An 18935-nucleotide genomic window follows, 5' to 3' on the forward strand; every position below is an offset into this window, starting at 1 on the left:
TCCCGCCGGCCGAGTTCTCACACCGGGTTCGGCAGGTAGCTCGCGCCTCCCCGGCATTGTTGGAGATAATCCAGCGCACGCGCCTGGCCGGTGATCTCGAGATCGCCGCGATAGACCGGGTCGTGCCAGCCCTCGATGTCGATGGCGCCTTTGTAGCCGGCCAGCCGCAGCTCGCTGATCACCCTTGTCCAGTCGCTGTCGCCGAAACCCGGCGTGCGCATCTGAACGAACGGCAGGCGGCCGAACACGCCATGTTCGCGGATCACGTCCCAGCGCACGGTCGCGTCCTTGCCATGGACGTGGAAGATGCGCGGCGCCCATTTGCGGATCTGCGGGATCGGATCGATCAGATAGACCAGCTGATGGCAGGGCTCCCACTCCAGGCCGAGATTGTCGTCCGGCAACTCGTTGAACATCAACTCCCAGGCGTCCGGATTGTGGGCGATGTTCCAGTCGCCGCTGGTCCAGTTGCCGTCCATGGCGCAGTTCTCGAACGCGATGCGCACGCCCTTGTCGGCGGCACGCCTGGCCAAGGGTCCCCAGACCTCGCGGAAACGCGGCAGGCTGTCGGGCAGCGGCTTGCCGCGAATGCGGCCGGTAAGCCGCTGACCATATTGGCGCCGAACAGATGCGCGTTGTCGATGATCGTTTCCCACGCCTGGAGCACGCCGCGATCGATCTCGCCGCTCTCCAGCGGATTGCCGAACACGCCGATCGACGAGACGACGACATCGGCGTCGCCGATCGCCTCGCGGATCTCGCCCGCCAGCCGCGGAATGTCCTTGCCGCCCAGCGTCTGCCAGAAGAACGGCTGGATGCTCTCGAAGCCGAGCGGCAGGATCTGCCTGACATAGGCGGCCGGGTCGTCGAGATTGGCCCGCACCATTGTGCCAATCCTGATGTCGAGCAGCGGGTTTGGCATCATGATCCTTCCTGTGCAGCGATGGCGACCCGGCGCCCGGTCTCGGCGCTCTCGATCGCAGCGAAAACCATGGCCAGGCTCTTGATGTTGTCGGCGCCGCGCGTCTCCGGCTCGGTGCCGGTCTCGACGGCGCGGACGAAATCCTGGATGATGCCGAGATGGCCGCCGACGCGATCGGCCGGGTCGAGCGGCGGCACGGCTATCGGTTCGGTGCGGTCGAACAGGCCTTCACGGACCGGCTGCACGATTTCCGCCTTCAGCCCGTCCTCGCCGTCCCACACAATGCTGCCGCGCTCTGCGACGATCCGCCATGTACTGTCCCAGCTGGTGCGGAAGCCGGCCGCGCACCAGCTGCCGGCATAGGTGAACAGCTTGCCGCCGCCGAGGTCGAAGCTTGCGGTCGCCGACGACCCTTGCCGATACCAGGAATTGGCCGGCTCCCACTCCTGGCAATAGACACCGGTCGGCTCGCCGGCCGCCATGTAGCGGGCGGCATCGAATGTGTGGATCGCCATGTCGAGCAGCAGCACATGACGCATCTCCTCGCGAAAGCCGCCGAAATGCGGCGCGACGAAGAACTCGGCATGGATGCTGGTTGGCGCACCAATGGCGCCGGAATCGAGAAAGCGCCGGATGCGCCTGACATTGGCGACATAGCGGCGGTTCTGGACGACGGCATGGATACGCCCGGCGCTGCGGGCGGCCTCGACGATGGCACGCGCATTGTCCGGGCTGTCGGCGAGTGGCTTTTCGGTCAGCAGGTGGCAATTATGGGCAAAGGCGGAAAGCGCGACCTCGCGGCGAGCGGCGGGAACCACCACGTCGAATACCGCGTCGGGCCTGGTCTGGTCGAGCACGGCGTCGAGGTCGGTTCCAATGATGGCGCTCGAAAGCTCGTATTCGCGCGCCCTCGCCCGCGCCCGTTCGACATCGATATCGACCAGGCCGACAATGGCGAGCCCGTCGATCTGCCTGGCTGCATCGAGCCATGCCTTGCTCATGGCGCCGCAGCCGACCAGGACGACATTGATCATCCAGTGCTCCTCCCTCTCGGCCCCTCCAGACCGATCGTCACGGCGTTCACGGCAGGGCCGTGAATGTTTTCCGTAAACGTTTACGAGAACACACCCGATGGCGTAGAATGTCAATCGGCCGATAGCGAAAAACGTGATGCCGGCTTGGCCTGAACAGCAGCCGGTGCTAGCCAAGCAAGGGGGAGAACTGTCCTTTGGCGTCCAGCATTCACGACCTTGCGCGTCACCTGAACATTTCGATCGGCACGGTGTCGCGCGCGCTCAACGGCCGCGCCGACGTCAACGCCGACACACGCCAGCGCGTGCTCGATGCGGCCAAGAAGCTGAATTATTCGCCGAACCAGTCCGGCCGCAGTTTGCGGCGCGGCGCCACCCATTCGATCGCCTTCATGCTGCAGCCGCATCCGGGCGATCAGGAATATGGCGAGCCGTTCTTCATTCCGTTCCTGACCGGGTTGCAGGCCAAGCTCGCCGAAAGCGGACTCGACCTGATCGTGGTGATGGGCGCGCCGGGCGACTATCAGCAGGAGCGCCTGCGCCGTGTCGTCGAGACCCGGCGGGCCGATGCGGTGGTGCTGGCCTGGACGCGGCGCGAGGACGAGCGCATCGACTATCTGACCCAGGCCGGTTTCCCGTTCGCGACGCTCGGCCGCAGCCGCTCCGGCGGCGATGCCTACCCCTCGCTCGACCTCGACTTCGAAAAAGCCGGTGCTGACGCGGTCGATCGTCTTGTCGCGCGCGGTCACCGCCGCATCGCGGCCATCCGCCCGTCGCTCGATCTCAATTTCGGCTATCTGTTCCTCGCCGGCTATCGCAAGGCGTTGCGGCGGCACGGCATCGAATTCGACCCCGAGTTGATCGCCGACGGCTTCATCAACGAGGCAGGCGGCTACGCGGTGACGCCGAAGGTCATGCGCTCCAAGGACCCGCCGACCGCCATCATCTTCAACAATGACGCGATGGCGCTTGGCGGCTGCAAGGCTTTGGCCGAGGCGGGCATCAAGCCCGGCCACGACATCGCGGTGATCGTCATCGTCGACACCCCGCTCTGCCGCTATTTTTCGCCGGCGCTGACCGGCTTCCGCCCGGCGCTGGAGCCGATGGGCGAGCGGCTGGCCGAAATGCTGCTGGCATCGATCCCGGCTTACGCCGGCGCCGAAGGCGCACGCATCATCCGTGAAGTCTGGCCGCTGCAGCTGATCGCGCGCGACAGCGACTGACCGTGGCACTTCCCTTCTCCCCTTGGGGAGAAGGTGGCCGAGCCCACGGGTCTTGCCTTCGGCAAGCCAGAGGACAGGCTCAGCTCGGTCGGATGAGGGTGCTCCAGCTCGGCACCGAGGCACTCCGTCCAGCACCCCTCTTCCGTCTCGGCGCTGCGCGCCGATCCACCTTCTCCCACAAGGGGATGAAGGAACAAGCGCCCTCTGTCACGCAAGTATCATGTTCGCGTCCTAGACCTTTTTCGGAAAGCGCTGGCGGCATGTCGATGCGACGCCCGCTTCGGTTGTTTTGTCACAAAGAGGATTTCCATGAAAAACCTGCACCGAAACGCGTCCCTCGCGGTCGCGCTGGCGATGTTCACCGCCTTGACTCCGGCCTTGGCTGAAAACGCAGCGACCGTCGGCGGCGTCAGCTTCGTCAACAAGGGCCTGGTCGGTGTCGGTCGCATCCCGGCCAGCCAAAGGGACAAGTTCGGCGAGACGTTTGGCTCCGGCTCGGGCATGGCGATCGACGCTGCCGGCTGGACGCATGGCGCCGATGGCTATAAGGGCTCGCTGTGGCTGCTGCCGGATCGTGGCTACAATGTCGTCGGCACCACCGATTACCGTCCGCGCATCAACACGATTGCCATCGAATTCGCCCCGATCGCACCGGGTGCGGCACCAGCCGCCGGCCAGGAACAGTCCGGCCTCAAGGCAACCCTTGCCGACACCATGCTTTTGACCGACGACAAGGGCGCCGACGCAACCGGCCTCGATCCGCTCAACGGCGTGCGCGCCGCGACCGACGACATGCCGATCCTGCCCGAAGCCAACGGCAAGCTCGCGCTCGATAACGAGGCGATCGTGCGGCTGCCCGACGGCACCATGTTCATCTCGGACGAATATGGTCCGAACATCTACCACTTCTCCGCCGATGGGCGTCTGATGTCGGCAACGCAGTCGCCGGCGGCGCTTGTCCCGATGCGTCATGGAACGCCGAACTTCGCGTCCAACAATCCGGGACCGGGCGCGGCAGACCCAGATCCGATGGATCCCGAAACCGGCCGTCAGAACAACCAGGGCCTCGAAGGCATGGCACTGACGCCGGACGGGAAGTTCCTGATCGCTGTGCTGCAATCGGCCCCCAGACAGGATGGCGGCGATTCCGCTTCGACGCGCCAGAACACGCGCGCGCTGGTCTACGATGCCTCGGATCCGGCCCAACTCAAGCTTGCGCATGAATATGTCGTGCCGCTGCCGGTGTTCACCGATGCCAAGGGCAAGACCAAGATTGCCGCGCAGAGCGAAATCGTGGCTCTGTCGGACAAGACCTTCCTGATGCTGGCGCGCGACAGCGGCAACGGCCAGGGGGTGAAGGGCGACACCTCGCTCTATCGCGAGATCAGCGTCGTCGATGTGTCGGCGGCAACCGACATCGCCGGCACCGAGTTCGACAAGGACAAGCCGGTTGCGCCCAAAGGTGAGCTCGATCCCTCGGTGACGCCGGCCAAGCTGACGCCGTTCATCGACATCAACGACAAGACCGAGCTCGGCCGCTTCGGGCTGCACAATGGCGCGCCCAATGACCGCAACAACCTTTCGGAGAAGTGGGAGGCGATGTCGGTGGTGAGCGTCCTCGATCCAACACGGCCCGACGACTATTTCCTGTTCGTCGCCAACGACAATGACTTTCTCACCCAGGACGGCTTCCAGGTCGGCGCGGCCTACAAGGCCGAAGATGGCGCCGATGTCGACACGATGTTCCTAGTCTATCAGGTCACGCTTCCAGGCCTCGCCGGGAAGTAGCGACACCCCCAGGCTGGGGGCCGCGCCGACCGCCGCCGCCTGCCTGGCACGATCGAACGGTCGGGCCCTTCAGTTGCGGCTCGCCGGCACAAGGATTGTGTTCTAGTGGGTTTGCAAAACCTAAGACTGATGATCCGTCGAAGGCACTTACCTCAACATCTCCGCGTCCTTTGGCACGCCCGCATCGATCGGCTCGGCCGTCCTGTCCGACACGGCGGCGATCTTCCCGGCGGCCGACAGATTCGGGCGCACGAAGACCGGCGCGACGCCGTCGACGCGGCTGTAGAGGTCGATAATGTCCTGATTCATGAAGCGCACACAGCCGGAGGAAGCGTTCTTCCCGATGGAATCCCACTCCGGCGTGCCGTGCAGCCGGTACATCGTGTCCTTGCCGTCGCGGAAGAGATATAGCGCGCGTGCGCCCAGCGGGCTGTGCGGGCCGGGCGGCATGCCGTCCTTGTATTTCGCCAGTTCCGGCCGGCGCTGGATCATCTCCGGCGGCGGCGTCCAGACCGGCCACTTCTTCCTCGCCTGAACCACGGCGCTGCCGGTCCATCCGAAACCGGCCTTGCCGAGGCTGACGCCATAGCGAATTGCCTTGCCGCCGTCGCGCACCAGATAGAGGAAGTGCTCGGAGGTATCGACGACGATCGTGCCGGGTTTTTCTCCGGTCGGATCGGACACGATTTGGCGCACGAATTTCGGATCGACCTTGGCTACCGGGATTGCCGGCAGTTGATAGCCCTCGTCGACGCGCGCCGCATACATACTTGCGGCATCGCCGAAAGCCGGATCGCTTGGCGCCGCGGTCACTGGCGGCGCCGCTACGTCCGTCGTGGTGCACGCCGAAAGAGCCACGGAGGCCGCGCCCAAAGCGGATGCACCAAGAAACGCACGCCGGTTCAGGCGCTCAAAAAACAGCGGAATATCGGACATGAACCCCCGGCTTGCCCATGAGATCTAGGAAAGATGCGGCCCCACGCGTGCAGGATCAATATACGATTCCGGAAGCTTTGAGAACATGATTGGATCAAGGCACGCCAGGCGGAATTCGCAACGCTGCGTCGACCTGTCTCGTTAAATCGGCAATCATTGCGGACCGGACTCAAGATAAGCCTTCGCCGAGTTGCCTGCCATGGACGACAAGATGCCCGCACGCCGGCGGACCAGCGACCTCACCAGTGGACCTATCCCGCGTACATTGCTGCTGTTCGCCCTGCCGGTGCTCGGCTCCAATGTTCTGCAGTCGCTCAACGGCTCAATCAATGCCGTCTGGGTCGGTCGTTTCCTCGGCGAAGCGGCGCTGACCGCCACGTCCAATGCCAACCTCGTGCTGTTTCTCATCCTCGGCACCGTCTTCGGCATCGGCATGGCGGCGACCATCCTGGTCGCGCAATCGGTCGGCGCCCGCGATCTGCCCGAAGCCCGCCGCATCGTCGGCACCAGTGCCACCTTCTTCTTCCTTGTCTCGGTGGTGTTCGCGGTCTGCGGCTGGATCTGGGTCGATACAATCCTCAATGCGCTCGGCACGCCGGCCGATGCGTTGCCGCTGGCGCGTTCCTATCTGCGTATCATTTTTCTCGCCGTACCGATGATGAACCTGCTGTCCTTCGTCATGACGGTGCTGCGCGGCGCCGGCGATTCGCGCACGCCTTTCCTATTCATGGCGCTGGCCGTCGTGCTCGACGTCATTTTGAACCCGTTGCTTATTCTCGGCATCGGCCCGTTCCCCGAACTCGGCATCGCCGGCTCGGCCACCTCGACGCTGATCGGCCAGACGGTAAGCGTGCTTGCCATCCTGATCGTGCTTTATGCGCGCAAGCACCCGCTGCGGCTGGCCGGCGCCAATCTTGCTCTGCTGCGGCCGGACCCGGCGCTGCTGCGCATTGTCGTCTTCAAGGGCGTGCCGATGGGCCTGCAGATGATCGTCGTCTCGTCCGCGGCGCTGACTGTGATGGGCATGGTCAATGCCTACGGCTCGCAGGTCGCGGCTGCCTACGGCATAGCCGCCCAGCTCTGGACCTATATCCAGATGCCGGCGCTCGCCATCGGCGCCGCGGTCTCGTCCATGGCGGCGCAAAATGTCGGCGCCGGACGCTGGGACCGGATCGGCCGCATCGCCGCGTCCGGCGTCGGCTTCAACCTTGTGCTTACCGGCGTGCTTGTCGCGCTGCTGTTCGTATTCGATCGCGCGGTGCTCAGCCTCTTCCTCAGCAGCGACAGTGCAGCGATCGACATCGCCACTCACATCAACAAGGTCGCATCCTGGTCCTTCATCCTGTTCGGCATCACCATCGTGCTCTTCGCCACTGTGCGTGCCACGGGCGCGGTGATGCCGCCGCTGATCATCCTGGTGATCTCGGTACTTCTGGTGCGCACCAGCTTCGCCTATTTCTTTCGAAGTGCGATCGGTGAGGAAGCGTTGTGGTGGAGCTTTCCGGCCGGCTCGATAACCTCGCTCGTGCTGGCCACGGCCTATTATCGCTTCGGCCGTTGGCGCAGCGTGCACATGATCGAAAGCCGGCCGGCTGCCGGCGAACCGCCGGATACCGGCCTCGGCGTACCGCGCCAGCGCGCGCACCTTTCGCCCGAGACACCGACCGGCTGAAAGATCGGTTCAGTGCGCGTATTTCGCGCCGAACCCGAGCGCCACTAGGGAAAAGATAACGATCATGCCGGCAAAGGCCCCGCTTGCCACGGTCGCGCTTGTCATGGTCGACAGGACGCCGATGCCGATCACCGGCAGCGCGTTGCCGCAAAAACAGCAGATGAAGAAGGCCGAGACGACTTCGGCGCGCCGGTCCGCCGGCGCGATCTCGTTCACCACTTGCAAGCCGCCGCGATAACCGAGCGCTGCCGCCACGCCGCACAAGGCGGTCCCGGCAATCATTGTGGCCATCGATGCGAAGACCTGCGCCGCAACAATCAGCGCGACGGTTGGAATCATCAGCGCAAGCGCCGCGAACATCGCGGCCCGGCTCGAAAGACGCGTCGTCGCCACAATGGTGGCGGCCGCCACGATCGACAATTCAAAGAACAGAGCGCCGGCTACCGCATGGTTGGCTACCTGCAGTTGCTGCGCCAGGATGCTCGGCGCGAGTGCCGCATAAAAGCCGACGAGCGCCATCGCGCCAAAGCCTGTCACCGCCGGCGCAACGAAACTTGCGCGGATGGCATCGGGCACGGAAAGGCGCGGCCGCATCGAAACGTCAGCCAGTTTCCCCGGCCGCGAAACGGTTTCCTGCGTGCGCCAGACCAGCAGGGTTACAGTCGCGAGCATCGCCAGGTAGACGACGAATGTCAGCCTGAGCGGCCAAGGCGCGTATTCGGCGAGCAACCCGGCCCCCAGCGCACCAAGGCCGAGACCGAGGAAATTGGTGCTGGTGGCAATCGTCGCCGCCTGTGACTTGTCGTCGGTCGGGAGCAATTCGGCGAGCCAGGCGGTGCCGGTACCCGCGCCGACGCCGATTCCCAATCCGCTCAGAATTCGGGCGACGTCGAGCCAGGCGACATTTTCGGCGAACAGGAAAACCACCGCGCTAACGACGGCCACCGCCATTCCGGCCAACGCCATCGGACGGCGCCCGATGACATCTGACACACGCCCCAACATCAGCAGCGCCGCCAGATTGCCGATGACATAGACGGCGTAGACCAGCGTCAAAGTGATCTGCGAGAAGCCGAAGACCTGCTTGTAGATGATGTAAAGCGGCGTCAGCGCCGTGCTGCCGGCGAAAAGAGCCGCGATCATGGCGGCCACGGCGGCCGTTGCAGCGCGCCCGCCGAGTTCGTAATCGCGCGTCATGACTTGAGCGTGAGCAGTCATTTTTCGGACCTTTTTGCTGTTCGGGATCTGACACCTAACGCCTTTTTTTCGTCAGCCGTTCCCCCTCTCCGACTTGCTCCTGACAATTTTGGCAGCTTTGCGATGGCGCTGAGCGAGATCCTCTTTTAACTTCAGCGGATTGTCAGGGGAGATTGATGGGCAAGGGACGAGTCGAGGCATTCACCGATGGCGTGGTCGCCATCATCATCACCATCATGGTGCTGGAATTGAAGGTGCCGCATGGCGAGGATTTTTCCGCGCTGGCGCCACTCTGGCCGGTATTCCTCAGCTATGTGCTGTCCTTCATCAATGTCGGCATCTACTGGAACAATTTGCACAACATGTTCCATACCGTGCAGCGGGTCGACGGCCGCGTGCTGTGGGCGAACCTCAACCTGCTGTTCTGGCTATCGCTGATGCCGGCGACGACAGCCTTCATGGGTGAGAACCATTTCGCGCCGGTGCCGGTCGCCGTTTATGGCGTCGACCTGGCGCTCTGCGCCATCGGCTTCAACATCCTCACCATAGCCCTGCATCGGCTGCACGGCAGCGAAACCCTCTTCGCCAGGGCGTTGGGCAATGACCTCAAGGGAAAAATCTCGCTGGCCCTCTATATCGCCGCCGTCGCGCTGACCTTCGTCAATCACTGGATCGGTGTCTCGATCTATGTCCTGGTGGCGATGGTCTGGTTAGTGCCGGACAGGCGCTTCGAGCGGCTAATCGAGAAATAGGCAGACCATGATCCCGAACCGAAGGACCGCGTCAGCGAAAAGTTGGATGCCGGTTTTCGGACAAGATCATGAGAAGATAGAGCCCATACCGAATTTTATCGAATGGAACGGGCTCTAGCCCCGCATTTCTTTGAGCTTTTCCGCTACCGAAGCGGCAAGGTCGGCGTAGCGCTCCTCCAGCCGCTCGGCGGCTTTGATCACTGAAAAATCATGGCCGAATTTTTCCAGCGCCATGCGCAGCTTTTCGACGAATTCAGCCTGTTTTTCGAGCGCCGAAAACAGCGTTTTCACTTGCGCTTCGCTGATGTCGGGGTTGGCAAGCATTTGCGGCACTTCGCGGCTCATCTGGTCGCCGGTTGCGGTCTGTTCTTTCAGGATCTCGATCCAGTCGGTCAATCGTCAGTCTCCTTTTTCAATATCAGCATGCGCAGCGCCCGCCGACGCGGTCAACCCGAAGATGTCGCACCGGCTTGCGCGAGCCTCTTTCCGCGCTAAGTTCGCCGCGGCCAGAACAGGAGAAAATCATGACCACCGACGCCGAGATCCAGACCGCCCTGCCCGCACTTGCCTCCGGTAATGTCGCCGTCATCACCGGCGCGGCCAGCGGCATCGGCCTCGCCGCGGCAAAACGGCTGGCGGCGATGGGCATGAAGATCGTGCTGGCCGATATCGGCGCCGCACGCCTCGATGAGGCGCGACATGCCGTCGCTACCTTCGCCGGCGAGAGCGCCGTGCTTGCCGTCGCCACTGACGTCTCGAAAGCCGACGACCTCGAACGGCTGGCCGAAAGGACATTCGACACCTTCGGCGACGTCTCGCTTCTGATGAACAATGCCGGCGTCGGCAACAACCCCGGCAAGCCGTGGGAGAACCGTGACGCCTGGAAGCGACTGCTGGACATCAATTTCTGGGGTGTCGTCCATGGCGTCGAGGCCTTCGCGCCGCGCATGCTGGCGGCGGGAAAGCCCGGCCTGATCGTCAACACCGGCTCCAAGCAAGGCATTACCACGCCGCCCGGCAACCTCGCCTACAACGTCTCCAAGGCTGGCGTGAAGACCTATACCGAGGGCCTTGCACACGCGCTGCGCAACGAGCCCGGCGCCAATGTCGCGGCGCATCTGCTCATTCCCGGGTTCACTTTTACCGGCCTGACCGAAGGCGCCACCGAAAAGCCGGCCGGCGCCTGGACCGGCGAGCAGGTTATCGACTTCATGCTGGCCTCGCTGCTGCGTGGCGACTTCTACATCCTGTGTCCCGATAACGAGGCGACCCGGTCCATGGACGAAAAACGCATGGCCTGGGCGATTGGCGACATCATCGAGAACCGCCCTGCCCTGTCGCGCTGGCACCCGGACTACAAGGAAGCCTTTTCGGCATTCATGGAATGATCCCGCGACCGTCCGCGCAGGAACCCGGACAACAAGCTCGCTCACGCCGCCGCGTGCTTCTTCGCGTTGCGCTTTTTAGCCACCGCCTTGGCTGCGGCCATGTCGGCGATCTGTTCGTCGTGCCGCTTCGCCGCGCGTTCACATTTGGCGCGGATTTCTTCGAGCTCGGATTCGGTCAGGTGCTCGATGCCGATAAAGGTATTCTTGGCTTTGCTGACGCGGATCAGCTCGTCAAGCTTGGCCTGGATCGCCGCGCTGTCGCGGTTCTGGGTGTTCTGGATGAGAAACACCATCAGGAAGGTGACGATCGTGGTGCCGGTATTGATGACGAGTTGCCAGGTATCGGAAAAGCCGAAGACCGGACCGCTTACCGCCCAGACCACAATGATCAGGAAACAGACGGCAAACGTCGGCGGCAGACCGGCAAGATGGGCGATATAGTTGGCGATCCTGGTGAACAGCTTTTCGATCATGGCAGGGAGAAACAATCGGCAACTGCTTCGAGTTCCCTGCGAGGAGGAATTCACGGTCAAACCGTGCACACGCCGCGCTCGCAACGATCAGGTAGCGTCGTTTTCCCAGCGGTCGAGGAAAGCCTCGATGCGCAAGGCCTGCATGTCGGGGACTGCCCTGGCCAGTTTCTCGACCGGCCAGTCCCACCAGGCAAGACGTTCGATCCGGGCCGCAGTTCCCGCGCTGAAGCGCTGCCGCAATGGCCTGGCCGGAACGCCGGCGACAATTGCATAGGCCGGCACGTCTCGCGTCACTACCGCGTTGGCACCGACGATCGCGCCGTTGCCGATCACTATGCCAGGCATGATCACGGCGCCATGGCCAATCCAGACATCATGGCCGATGCTGACGGGTCTCGCCCGCCGCCGGTCGCGGAATGCCTGATCGACACCCAGCCAGCGGAAGTACTCGTTGGGCCGATAGCTGATTTTGTGCTGCGTCAGCCGCTCGACCGGATGCTCCAGCGCATTGATGCGGCTGTTGGCGGCAATCGAGCAGAATTTGCCGATCGTCGTATAGATCGCCTCGGCATGCCGCTCGAAGTAGGAAAAGTCGCCGACCATCACATCGCGCAGGATGACTCGCTCGCCGATCGATGCGCAGCGTCCAAGCTTGCAGGCCTTCAGTTCCGCCGTCGGATGGATGCGCGGCTCGGGATCTTTCAGGACAAGGTGTTCGGGACGGTCCATGCGGGCGCTTTACGCCCGCGCGCATAGTCTCGCAAGCCGAGTGCAGCGCCGCGCATCCGTTTGGACGCGCCAAGGACCTAGAGCACCTTCAGTCTCTATTTCGGCTTGCCGCTGGTCCACACCACATTCTGGCCGTAGAGCGGCACGGTGGTGACCGACATTTTTGCCGAGCCATCCTGCACCTGGCGCGAATGCGAGAGGTAGATCAGCGTCTCGTTGGCCTTGTCGTAGATGCGGTTCACCACCTGCTTTTTCCAGATCAGGCTGATGCCTTGCTTGAACACCTCCTCGCCGGCCTCGCTCATGTCGATGTCGCCAATGGTGATCGGCCCGGTCTGGCGGCAGGAGATCGAGGAATCGGACGGGTCCTCGAACCAGTTGCCTTTCTGCAGGCGGTCAATCATGCCACGGTCGAAATAGGAGACGTGGCAAGTCACTCCCTCGACCTTCGGATCCTTGATCGCCTCGACGATGATGTCGTTGCCGAGCCAATCGACACCGACCTTGCCGACTTCCTCGGCGGCGGCGGCGCCAGCGCCAATGACAAGGCATGCGGCCAACGCGCCGCCAATCAGTTTTCGCAAAGAGGCCTCCTGCGGTTCGAATTTTGCCGACCTCAGGTGGGACGAACGGCCGCGCTTTGCAAGCAGATCTCCTCCCACAGCATTGCCGGTTGCGGCAACGCGACATCTTTGCGTCGGCGCGACCGAACCGCTAAGAGTGTTCGCCAAGCCAGGGCTTCATGGCGCCAATCCGGCGCCCGATGGAAATGACGACGGACTTCACTGATGATGCGTTCAATTCTGGTCGGTATTCTCGTCCTGATGGCCGCTGGCATCGGCTGGCTAACGTTCGACTGGTACCGCGGACATTATGGCGGCGAGCCGTTCGGAGCTCCGTTCACGCTGGTCGACCAGAAGGGCGCACCGGTCACCGAAGCCGCCTTTCGCGGCCACCCCAGCGTCGTCTTTTTCGGCTTCACGCATTGTCCGGAAGTCTGCCCGACCACGCTTTTCGAGTTGGCCGGCTGGCTGAAGACGATGGGCGACGACGGCAAGAACCTGCGCGCCTATTTCGTTACGGTCGACCCGGAGCGCGATACGCCCGAAATCATGAACGCCTATATCAGCAATTTCTCCGATCGCATCCTCGGCATCACCGGCGATCCGGACAAGGTCCACGCCATGGCCAAGTCCTTCGGCATCTACTGGAAGAAAGTCGAAACGAACGACGGCGACTACACGATGGACCACACCGCTTCGGTGCTGCTGCTCAATGCCAAGGGCGATTTCGCCGGCACCATTGCCTATGGCGAAAGCCCGGACGCCGCCATCGCCAAGCTCAAGCGGCTGGCGGCGGAAGGTTGACGTATCAAGAAATGACGCAGACGCGTTTGTATTTCACCGCGGGCAAGATCGAGGCTGATCGCATCTTCGCGGCGCTCGGTGCGGCGTTCGACGATGAGGGCCTGCCGGTTGCGGTGCTCGAGGTCGACGAGGACCGCGATATCCACGAAGTATCGCTCTATGCCGACGACGACGTCGATGCGGTCGAGGCCCGGCTTAGGGACATCCTGGCCGGACTGTCGCTGTCGAAACCGATAGAACGAGAAGCGCTGCCCGACATCGACTGGGTGGCGCGCTCGCTGGAGGGATTGAAGCCGGTACGGGCCGGGCGCTTCTTCGTCCATGGCGCGCATGACCGCAGGAAGCGCCACAGCGGCGAACTCGCCATCGAGATCGAGGCCGGCCTTGCCTTCGGCACCGGCCATCACGGCACCACCGCCGGCTGCCTCGAAATGCTGGAGCAGGTCATACAGCGCGAGCATCCGCGCAACGCGCTCGACCTTGGCACTGGCAGCGCGGTGCTCGCCATCGCGGTGGCCAAGCTCGCGCATGTTCCGGTGCTGGCAACGGACATCGACCCGGTCGCCGTCAAGGTGGCCGCTGCCAATGCGCGGCTGAACCAGGTCAAGGGGCTCATTGAAACGGTAGCGGCGCCCGGTTTTCATCATCCGATCTTTGCCGCGCGTGCGCCCTTCGACCTGATCGTCGCAAACATATTGGCGCGGCCGCTGATGCGTCTGGCACCGCAAATGGCCGGGCATATCGCGCTCGGTGGCTCGATTGTTTTGTCGGGCATCCTCGAGCGCCAGCGCGATGCGGTAATCGCGGCCTATGTCGGCCAGAAATTCCGGCACGTCCGCACCTTGCATCGCGAGGGCTGGGTGACGATTCACCTCAAGCGCTGAGGCGCGACGCTTTCAACGCAAGCCGGAATCCGCTCGGACCTAGCGCGAGTTCGCCGCTTTCTTCAGCTGTTCGCGATCGTAGCCGTGAGCTTTCAGCGTTTCGTCATCAAAGCCAAGCAGAACGCCGCTCACATACCGGCTCGCTTCGCGCTGGCGAGCTTCGATCAGCGCTTTCACAGCGTTTCTGAAAAATCCGCGTCTGGCTGAAATCGTGGACATGACGGTCTCCTTTGCAGGGCAACAGGACTTTTCCTCCACGTTAAGAAGGTAAGCTCTGCTGACGCTTTTTGAAATCGCCGATTCTGCATGGCATCCATGCACAAAAAGACACTGCGGCGACCAGGGATGATCGTTCCGAAAATCGATTCCGATTTTCGAAGTCATGCGCTACGGTCGCGCCATCATTCGAGGAGAGCCGACATGTTCCAGTCCTTCGATTCCGCCGGCGATCCGGCCGTTGGCAAGCCGCGCGTGGCAATGCTGCGCCAATGGTTGGCGTCGAACGGGCTGGATGGCTTCATCGTGCCCCGTGCCGACGAGCACCAGGGCGAATATGTCGCCGACCGCTCGGCACGGCTGAAATGGCTGACCGGCTTCAGCGGCTCGGCCGGTGTCGCCATTGTACTTGGCGAGCGCGCCGTCATGTTTGTCGACGGGCGCTACACGCTGCAGGTGCGCCAGGAGGTCGATCTCGACATCTTTTCGATCGAGAGCCTTGTCGACAACCCGCCGGCCAACTGGATCAAGGACAATCTCGGCAAGGGCGTGCGATTGGGCTTCGATCCGTGGCTGCATACGATCAGCGACGTCAAGGCGCTGAAAGCCTCGGCCGAGAAATCCGGCGCGACACTGGTGCCGCTCGAAGAGAATCCGATCGACGCGATCTGGCAGGACCAGCCTGGACCGCCACTGGCGCCGGTCGAGATCCACCCGATCGGCTTTGCCGGCGAACTGGCTAAGGACAAGCTGGTGCGGCTGGCAGCGGCCATCGAGAAGGATGGCGCCACCCATGCCGTGCTGACCGACCCCTCCTCGATTGCCTGGGCCTTCGACATCCGTGGCGGTGACGTACCGCACACACCGCTGGCGCTCGGCTTTGCCGTGCTGGCCGCCGACGGCTCGCATCTGCTTTTCATGGACCAGCGCAAGTTTTCGCGCACCGTTGCGGCCTACCTGACGCAGCTCGCCGAATTGCACGAACCAGGTGAATTCGAATCGGCAATCGTCACCCGGGCCAAGGGCGGCGCAAAAATCGCGCTGGACCCGGTTCTCGCGGCGGACAAGCTCAGAATGCTGGTCGAGGATAATGGCGGCACCGTCATTGCCACGGCCGATCCGGCCCGCATTCCACGCGCAACAAAGAACAAAGCTGAGATCGCCGGCGCCCGCGCCGCACATCGCCGCGACGGCGCCGCGGTCGCCAAGCTGCTGTGCTGGCTCGACCGCCAGAAGCCCGGCACGCTCGACGAAATCGCCGTTGTCACCAGGCTTGAGGAGACGCGCCGTCAGACCGGCGAAGAAACGCAGATGCCGCTGCGCGACGTATCGTTCGACACCATCTCCGGCGCCGGCCCTAACGGCGCCATCATGCACTACCGCGTCTCCCGCGCCACCAATCGCAAGCTGGGGGATGGCGAGCTGTTCCTGCTCGATTCCGGCGGGCAGTACCAGGACGGCACCACCGACATCACCCGCACCGTGCCGATCGGCGCGCCGACCGAAGAGATGCGCGAACGCTTCACGCTGGTGCTGAAAGGCATGATCGGCATCTCCATGCTGCGCTTTCCCCAGGGCACGCGCGGCTCCGAAATCGATGCGGTGGCGCGCCTGGCGCTATGGAGACACGGCTGCGATTTCGCCCATGGTACCGGGCACGGTGTCGGGTCCTATCTTGCCGTGCATGAGGGCCCGCAACGTATCGCCAAGACCGGCACCGAAAAGCTGCTAGCCGGCATGATCCTCTCCAACGAGCCCGGCTATTACAAGGAAGGTTCCTTCGGCATCCGCATCGAGAACTTGATTCTGGTGACACCGGCCGAGGCAATCGAGGGCGGCGACATCGCCATGCACGGCTTCGAGACACTGACGCTGGCGCCGATCGACAAGCGGCTGGTCCGATCGGACCTTTTAACCCGCGACGAGTTGCATTGGCTTGACGAATACCATGCGCGCGTACTGGCCGAGATTGGACCGATGCTCGACGGCGAAACGCTGGCCTGGCTGGAAAAAGCAACCGCCCCTCTGCCGCACGACTTCAAGCAATAGCCGCGGCCGCAACGCCGAGTGACAGACTTTGCTCCGCAAGCAGTCCCTGCAAAGCCGTGACGTTGGGAGAATCGGCTCCCTTGCGCCAAAACAACACCGTGACGGCGTTGTCTTCGTCAGCGGGCAGTTCGTGCAGCTTTAGCCAGTGGCTCTCTGGAAACCCGAAAGCACACTTTTCGGCATCAGCGCTATGCCCATGCCAGCCACCACGCAACCAAGGATGGCATGGTATGAACCAAGCTCGATGGTTTTCTCGGCCATGAACCCTCTTCGCGCATACCATTGTTCCAGCCGCCGCCGGTGCGGGCAGCCGTGCTCGAAGGCTATCATTGTTTTGGGCATGTCCAGGCGGTCGTCGATCGAAACGCGCGATGCCGCCGAGACAATGACCAGCTGCTCGTGAAATGCGGGCAGCTTTTCGAACGGAGCGTCGGCGATCGGCTCGGCGGCGAACGCTGCATCGAGGTCGCCGGCAAGCATGGCCGTCGCGAGAACCTGCGGATTGCCGGTGCGCAACTGGATTTCCACGTCGGGATGACGTGCGTGATATTCGGCGAGCAGACTTGGAAGCCGTGCCGCGGCGGTGCTCTCCATGGCACCTAGGCGAAGCGTGCCGCGCGGGCGTGGATCGAGCATCGCCGTTCGCGCCTCCTCTGCAAGCGCCAGCAACCGATCCGCATACCCGACCAATTTGTGACCGGCGGGGGATACGTGCAGGCGCTTGCCCTCCCGGATAAACAGCTGCACGCCGAGATCCTCTTCGAGCTGCCGGATGCGTGTGGTCACGTTCGATTGCACGCGAAACAGTTTTTCCGCCGCCTTGGTGATTCCGCCCTCGCGCACCACCGTGCGGAAGATGCGCAGATCGGCCAAGTCCATACATCTCTCCTGGAGAACATAACGATCTTAATTATTCATTTTAGCTGATTATGCCTTTCCCGTAAATCGCCGGTGGTAGCTGCCGATGAACACGGCAAACCTGGGGAGATGGAAATGTCGCGTGAGCCCTTCGGCATCCAGCCGACCGATCTAAGCGCATTGACGCCGAAGCAGCGCGAAGCGCTCTATAGCGACGCCGTGCGTCGCGCCCACCAGGAAAGATCGGAGGCGATCCGGCTGAGCCTGTCGCGGGTCGGCGCGGCAACAGTCGCTGCGGTAAAGCGCATGTGTGCTCTCGCCGCCAAGGTAAAAATCGATCAGCCGACGACCTGCCGCGCGAGGATCAGCACGGCAGCACCCACCAGGAACATCGCCATAAGGCCGCCGCGCAGCGACACCAGGCCGGCGACGACCAACGCCCCCCATTCCGCAGGTCCGGCGCTCAGCGCTGCCGGCGCCACCAGCGTGGTCAGCACCGCCGCCGGCACGGCGTTCAGCCCGGCCTCAACACGCGGATGGATATGGTCGAAGCGTGAGATCACCAGATGACCGCCAATGCGTGTCAAATAGGTCGCGATCGAAGCGGCGACGATGATCCACAAGGTCGTGCTCATGGCCGTGCCTCCACGCCGCTGTGGCGGGGCGGCAGGATGACGGCGAGCAGCACGCCGGCCAGCGCGCCGATGGAGACATGCCAGGGCGAGCCGACCGTCTTGTAGGCAATGATGGAGGCGGCAGCGCTTGCGACGACCACCGGCAGCCACAGCGGCCGCTTGCGGAAGCTCATGACCAGGCCGAGAAAATAGATCGGCAGCAGGAAGTCGATGCCCAGCGCGTGGGTGTCGGGAATAAGTTTGCCGAACACCGCCCCGAGCGCGCTTTCGATGACCCAGAACACGTAGACCGGCAGCCCGAGCCCCATATACCAGGCAAAGCCGACGGTCTCGCCGGCCTCCGCCTTGCGCTCGGCCACCGCGAACTGCGGATCGGTGAGCACGAAATAGCCTATCGCCTGCTGCGCTAGGGGCCAATGCGCGATTCGCCGGCCGATACCGGCCGAATAGAGCACATGGCGAAAATTCACGGCGAAGATCGACAGCACGATCAGCCACGGCGCGACATGCTGCCCGAACAGCTCGATGCCGACCATCTGGCTGGCGCCGCCGAACACCGTTGCGCTCATCAAGAACGCCTCGATCACGGAAAAGCCGTTGTCGACGGCGAGCGCCCCGAACAGCAACGCAAACGGCGCCGACGCCACCACGACGGGCATGCTGAGCCGCACGCCGTCCCAGAAATCGCTTTTCGCACCGTTTTCGGAGATTGCTTCCGCCGACATCGACCGCTCCTTGGGAGGGCCGTATGTAGAGAGGGCGGTCCGGCTTGTCACACCAATTCGCTTGAGGCAAACGATCAGCGGAAATGATAG

At 63.2% G+C, this 18935-nt stretch carries 19 protein-coding genes and 1 pseudogene; 8 read left to right on the top strand and 12 right to left on the bottom strand.

Going from position 1 to position 18935, the window contains the following annotated elements; genetic code table 11:
* Positions 1 to 17 precede the first annotated feature (17 nt).
* Positions 18 to 922 (bottom strand): annotated as a pseudogene (locus tag NKH17_RS08565) (sugar phosphate isomerase/epimerase family protein).
* Entirely contained in the window at positions 922 to 1956 is a 1035-nt protein-coding gene (locus NKH17_RS08570; RefSeq protein ID WP_352475349.1) for a Gfo/Idh/MocA family protein, read from the bottom strand. The pseudogene NKH17_RS08565 and the gene NKH17_RS08570 overlap by 1 nt, the downstream one beginning before the upstream one ends.
* Before the next feature lie 194 nt (positions 1957 to 2150).
* On the opposite strand from NKH17_RS08570, the gene NKH17_RS08575 reads away from it, so the two are divergent.
* Positions 2151 to 3176, top strand: a complete 1026-nt coding sequence (locus NKH17_RS08575) for a LacI family DNA-binding transcriptional regulator (protein WP_352475350.1) — start codon at positions 2151 to 2153, stop codon at positions 3174 to 3176.
* Positions 3177 to 3485: 309 nt separating this feature from the next.
* Positions 3486 to 4964, top strand: coding sequence for an esterase-like activity of phytase family protein (locus NKH17_RS08580; protein WP_352898669.1), 1479 nt, complete (start codon positions 3486 to 3488; stop codon positions 4962 to 4964).
* A gap of 147 nt (positions 4965 to 5111) precedes the next feature.
* Here the strand turns inward: NKH17_RS08580 and NKH17_RS08585 are convergent, their stop codons facing one another.
* Positions 5112 to 5900, bottom strand: a complete 789-nt coding sequence (locus tag NKH17_RS08585) for a L,D-transpeptidase (protein WP_352481524.1) — start codon at positions 5898 to 5900, stop codon at positions 5112 to 5114.
* 199 nt (positions 5901 to 6099) lie between these two features.
* On the opposite strand from NKH17_RS08585, the gene NKH17_RS08590 reads away from it, so the two are divergent.
* Complete coding sequence (locus NKH17_RS08590; protein WP_352740973.1) at positions 6100 to 7572, top strand: MATE family efflux transporter; 1473 nt, start codon at positions 6100 to 6102, stop codon at positions 7570 to 7572.
* Between the two features lie 9 nt (positions 7573 to 7581).
* Here the strand turns inward: NKH17_RS08590 and NKH17_RS08595 are convergent, their stop codons facing one another.
* Complete coding sequence (locus NKH17_RS08595; protein ID WP_352970568.1) at positions 7582 to 8790, bottom strand: MFS transporter; 1209 nt, start codon at positions 8788 to 8790, stop codon at positions 7582 to 7584.
* 155 nt (positions 8791 to 8945) lie between these two features.
* Here NKH17_RS08595 and NKH17_RS08600 point away from each other — a divergent pair, with 155 nt between their 5' ends.
* Positions 8946 to 9521: a TMEM175 family protein gene (locus NKH17_RS08600; RefSeq protein WP_352475354.1), complete on the top strand. Its 576-nt coding sequence runs from the start codon at positions 8946 to 8948 to the stop codon at positions 9519 to 9521.
* 114 nt (positions 9522 to 9635) lie between these two features.
* Here the strand turns inward: NKH17_RS08600 and NKH17_RS08605 are convergent, their stop codons facing one another.
* Positions 9636 to 9917: a hypothetical protein gene (locus NKH17_RS08605; RefSeq protein ID WP_023721174.1), complete on the bottom strand. Its 282-nt coding sequence runs from the start codon at positions 9915 to 9917 to the stop codon at positions 9636 to 9638.
* A 128-nt stretch (positions 9918 to 10045) separates the two neighbouring features.
* On the opposite strand from NKH17_RS08605, the gene NKH17_RS08610 reads away from it, so the two are divergent.
* Positions 10046 to 10909: an SDR family NAD(P)-dependent oxidoreductase gene (locus tag NKH17_RS08610; protein WP_352475355.1), complete on the top strand. Its 864-nt coding sequence runs from the start codon at positions 10046 to 10048 to the stop codon at positions 10907 to 10909.
* 41 nt (positions 10910 to 10950) lie between these two features.
* Here the strand turns inward: NKH17_RS08610 and NKH17_RS08615 are convergent, their stop codons facing one another.
* The 3 genes from NKH17_RS08615 to NKH17_RS08625 all read right to left on the bottom strand — a co-directional run bounded on the left by NKH17_RS08615 (position 10951) and on the right by NKH17_RS08625 (position 12695).
* Positions 10951 to 11382, bottom strand: a complete 432-nt coding sequence (locus NKH17_RS08615; protein ID WP_254819100.1) for a low affinity iron permease family protein — start codon at positions 11380 to 11382, stop codon at positions 10951 to 10953.
* 87 nt (positions 11383 to 11469) lie between these two features.
* Positions 11470 to 12111, bottom strand: a complete 642-nt coding sequence (locus NKH17_RS08620) for a DapH/DapD/GlmU-related protein (protein ID WP_352970571.1) — start codon at positions 12109 to 12111, stop codon at positions 11470 to 11472.
* A 95-nt stretch (positions 12112 to 12206) separates the two neighbouring features.
* Positions 12207 to 12695 carry a CreA family protein gene (locus tag NKH17_RS08625; RefSeq protein WP_254818969.1) on the bottom strand — a complete coding sequence of 163 codons (489 nt, stop codon included), beginning with the start codon at positions 12693 to 12695 and terminating at the stop codon, positions 12207 to 12209.
* A gap of 204 nt (positions 12696 to 12899) precedes the next feature.
* On the opposite strand from NKH17_RS08625, the gene NKH17_RS08630 reads away from it, so the two are divergent.
* Both NKH17_RS08630 and NKH17_RS08635 read left to right on the top strand, forming a co-directional pair.
* Positions 12900 to 13478, top strand: coding sequence for an SCO family protein (locus tag NKH17_RS08630; protein WP_352475357.1), 579 nt, complete (start codon positions 12900 to 12902; stop codon positions 13476 to 13478).
* A gap of 11 nt (positions 13479 to 13489) precedes the next feature.
* On the top strand, positions 13490 to 14362 hold the full coding sequence (locus NKH17_RS08635; RefSeq protein WP_352475358.1) for a 50S ribosomal protein L11 methyltransferase: 873 nt from the start codon (positions 13490 to 13492) through the stop codon (positions 14360 to 14362).
* Between the two features lie 39 nt (positions 14363 to 14401).
* Here the strand turns inward: NKH17_RS08635 and NKH17_RS08640 are convergent, their stop codons facing one another.
* Positions 14402 to 14746: a hypothetical protein gene (locus NKH17_RS08640; RefSeq protein WP_352475359.1), complete on the bottom strand. Its 345-nt coding sequence runs from the start codon at positions 14744 to 14746 to the stop codon at positions 14402 to 14404.
* Positions 14747 to 14782: 36 nt separating this feature from the next.
* Here NKH17_RS08640 and NKH17_RS08645 point away from each other — a divergent pair, with 36 nt between their 5' ends.
* Positions 14783 to 16627: an aminopeptidase P family protein gene (locus NKH17_RS08645; protein WP_352898660.1), complete on the top strand. Its 1845-nt coding sequence runs from the start codon at positions 14783 to 14785 to the stop codon at positions 16625 to 16627.
* Positions 16628 to 16765: 138 nt separating this feature from the next.
* Here the strand turns inward: NKH17_RS08645 and NKH17_RS08650 are convergent, their stop codons facing one another.
* From NKH17_RS08650 to NKH17_RS08660, 3 genes are all read right to left on the bottom strand, one after another.
* Positions 16766 to 17506 carry a LysR substrate-binding domain-containing protein gene (locus tag NKH17_RS08650; protein WP_352898657.1) on the bottom strand — a complete coding sequence of 247 codons (741 nt, stop codon included), beginning with the start codon at positions 17504 to 17506 and terminating at the stop codon, positions 16766 to 16768.
* A 317-nt stretch (positions 17507 to 17823) separates the two neighbouring features.
* The gene (locus tag NKH17_RS08655) at positions 17824 to 18120 is read right to left on the bottom strand and encodes an AzlD family protein (protein WP_352898655.1); all 297 of its coding nucleotides are present in this window, start codon (positions 18118 to 18120) and stop codon (positions 17824 to 17826) included.
* Positions 18117 to 18845, bottom strand: a complete 729-nt coding sequence (locus tag NKH17_RS08660) for an AzlC family ABC transporter permease (RefSeq protein WP_352475362.1) — start codon at positions 18843 to 18845, stop codon at positions 18117 to 18119. Before NKH17_RS08660 ends, NKH17_RS08655 begins: the two co-directional genes overlap by 4 nt.
* Between the last annotated feature and the right edge of the window lie 90 nt (positions 18846 to 18935).

The organism is Mesorhizobium sp. M1334 (genome assembly GCF_040317995.1).
Lineage (GTDB): Bacteria > Pseudomonadota > Alphaproteobacteria > Rhizobiales > Rhizobiaceae > Mesorhizobium.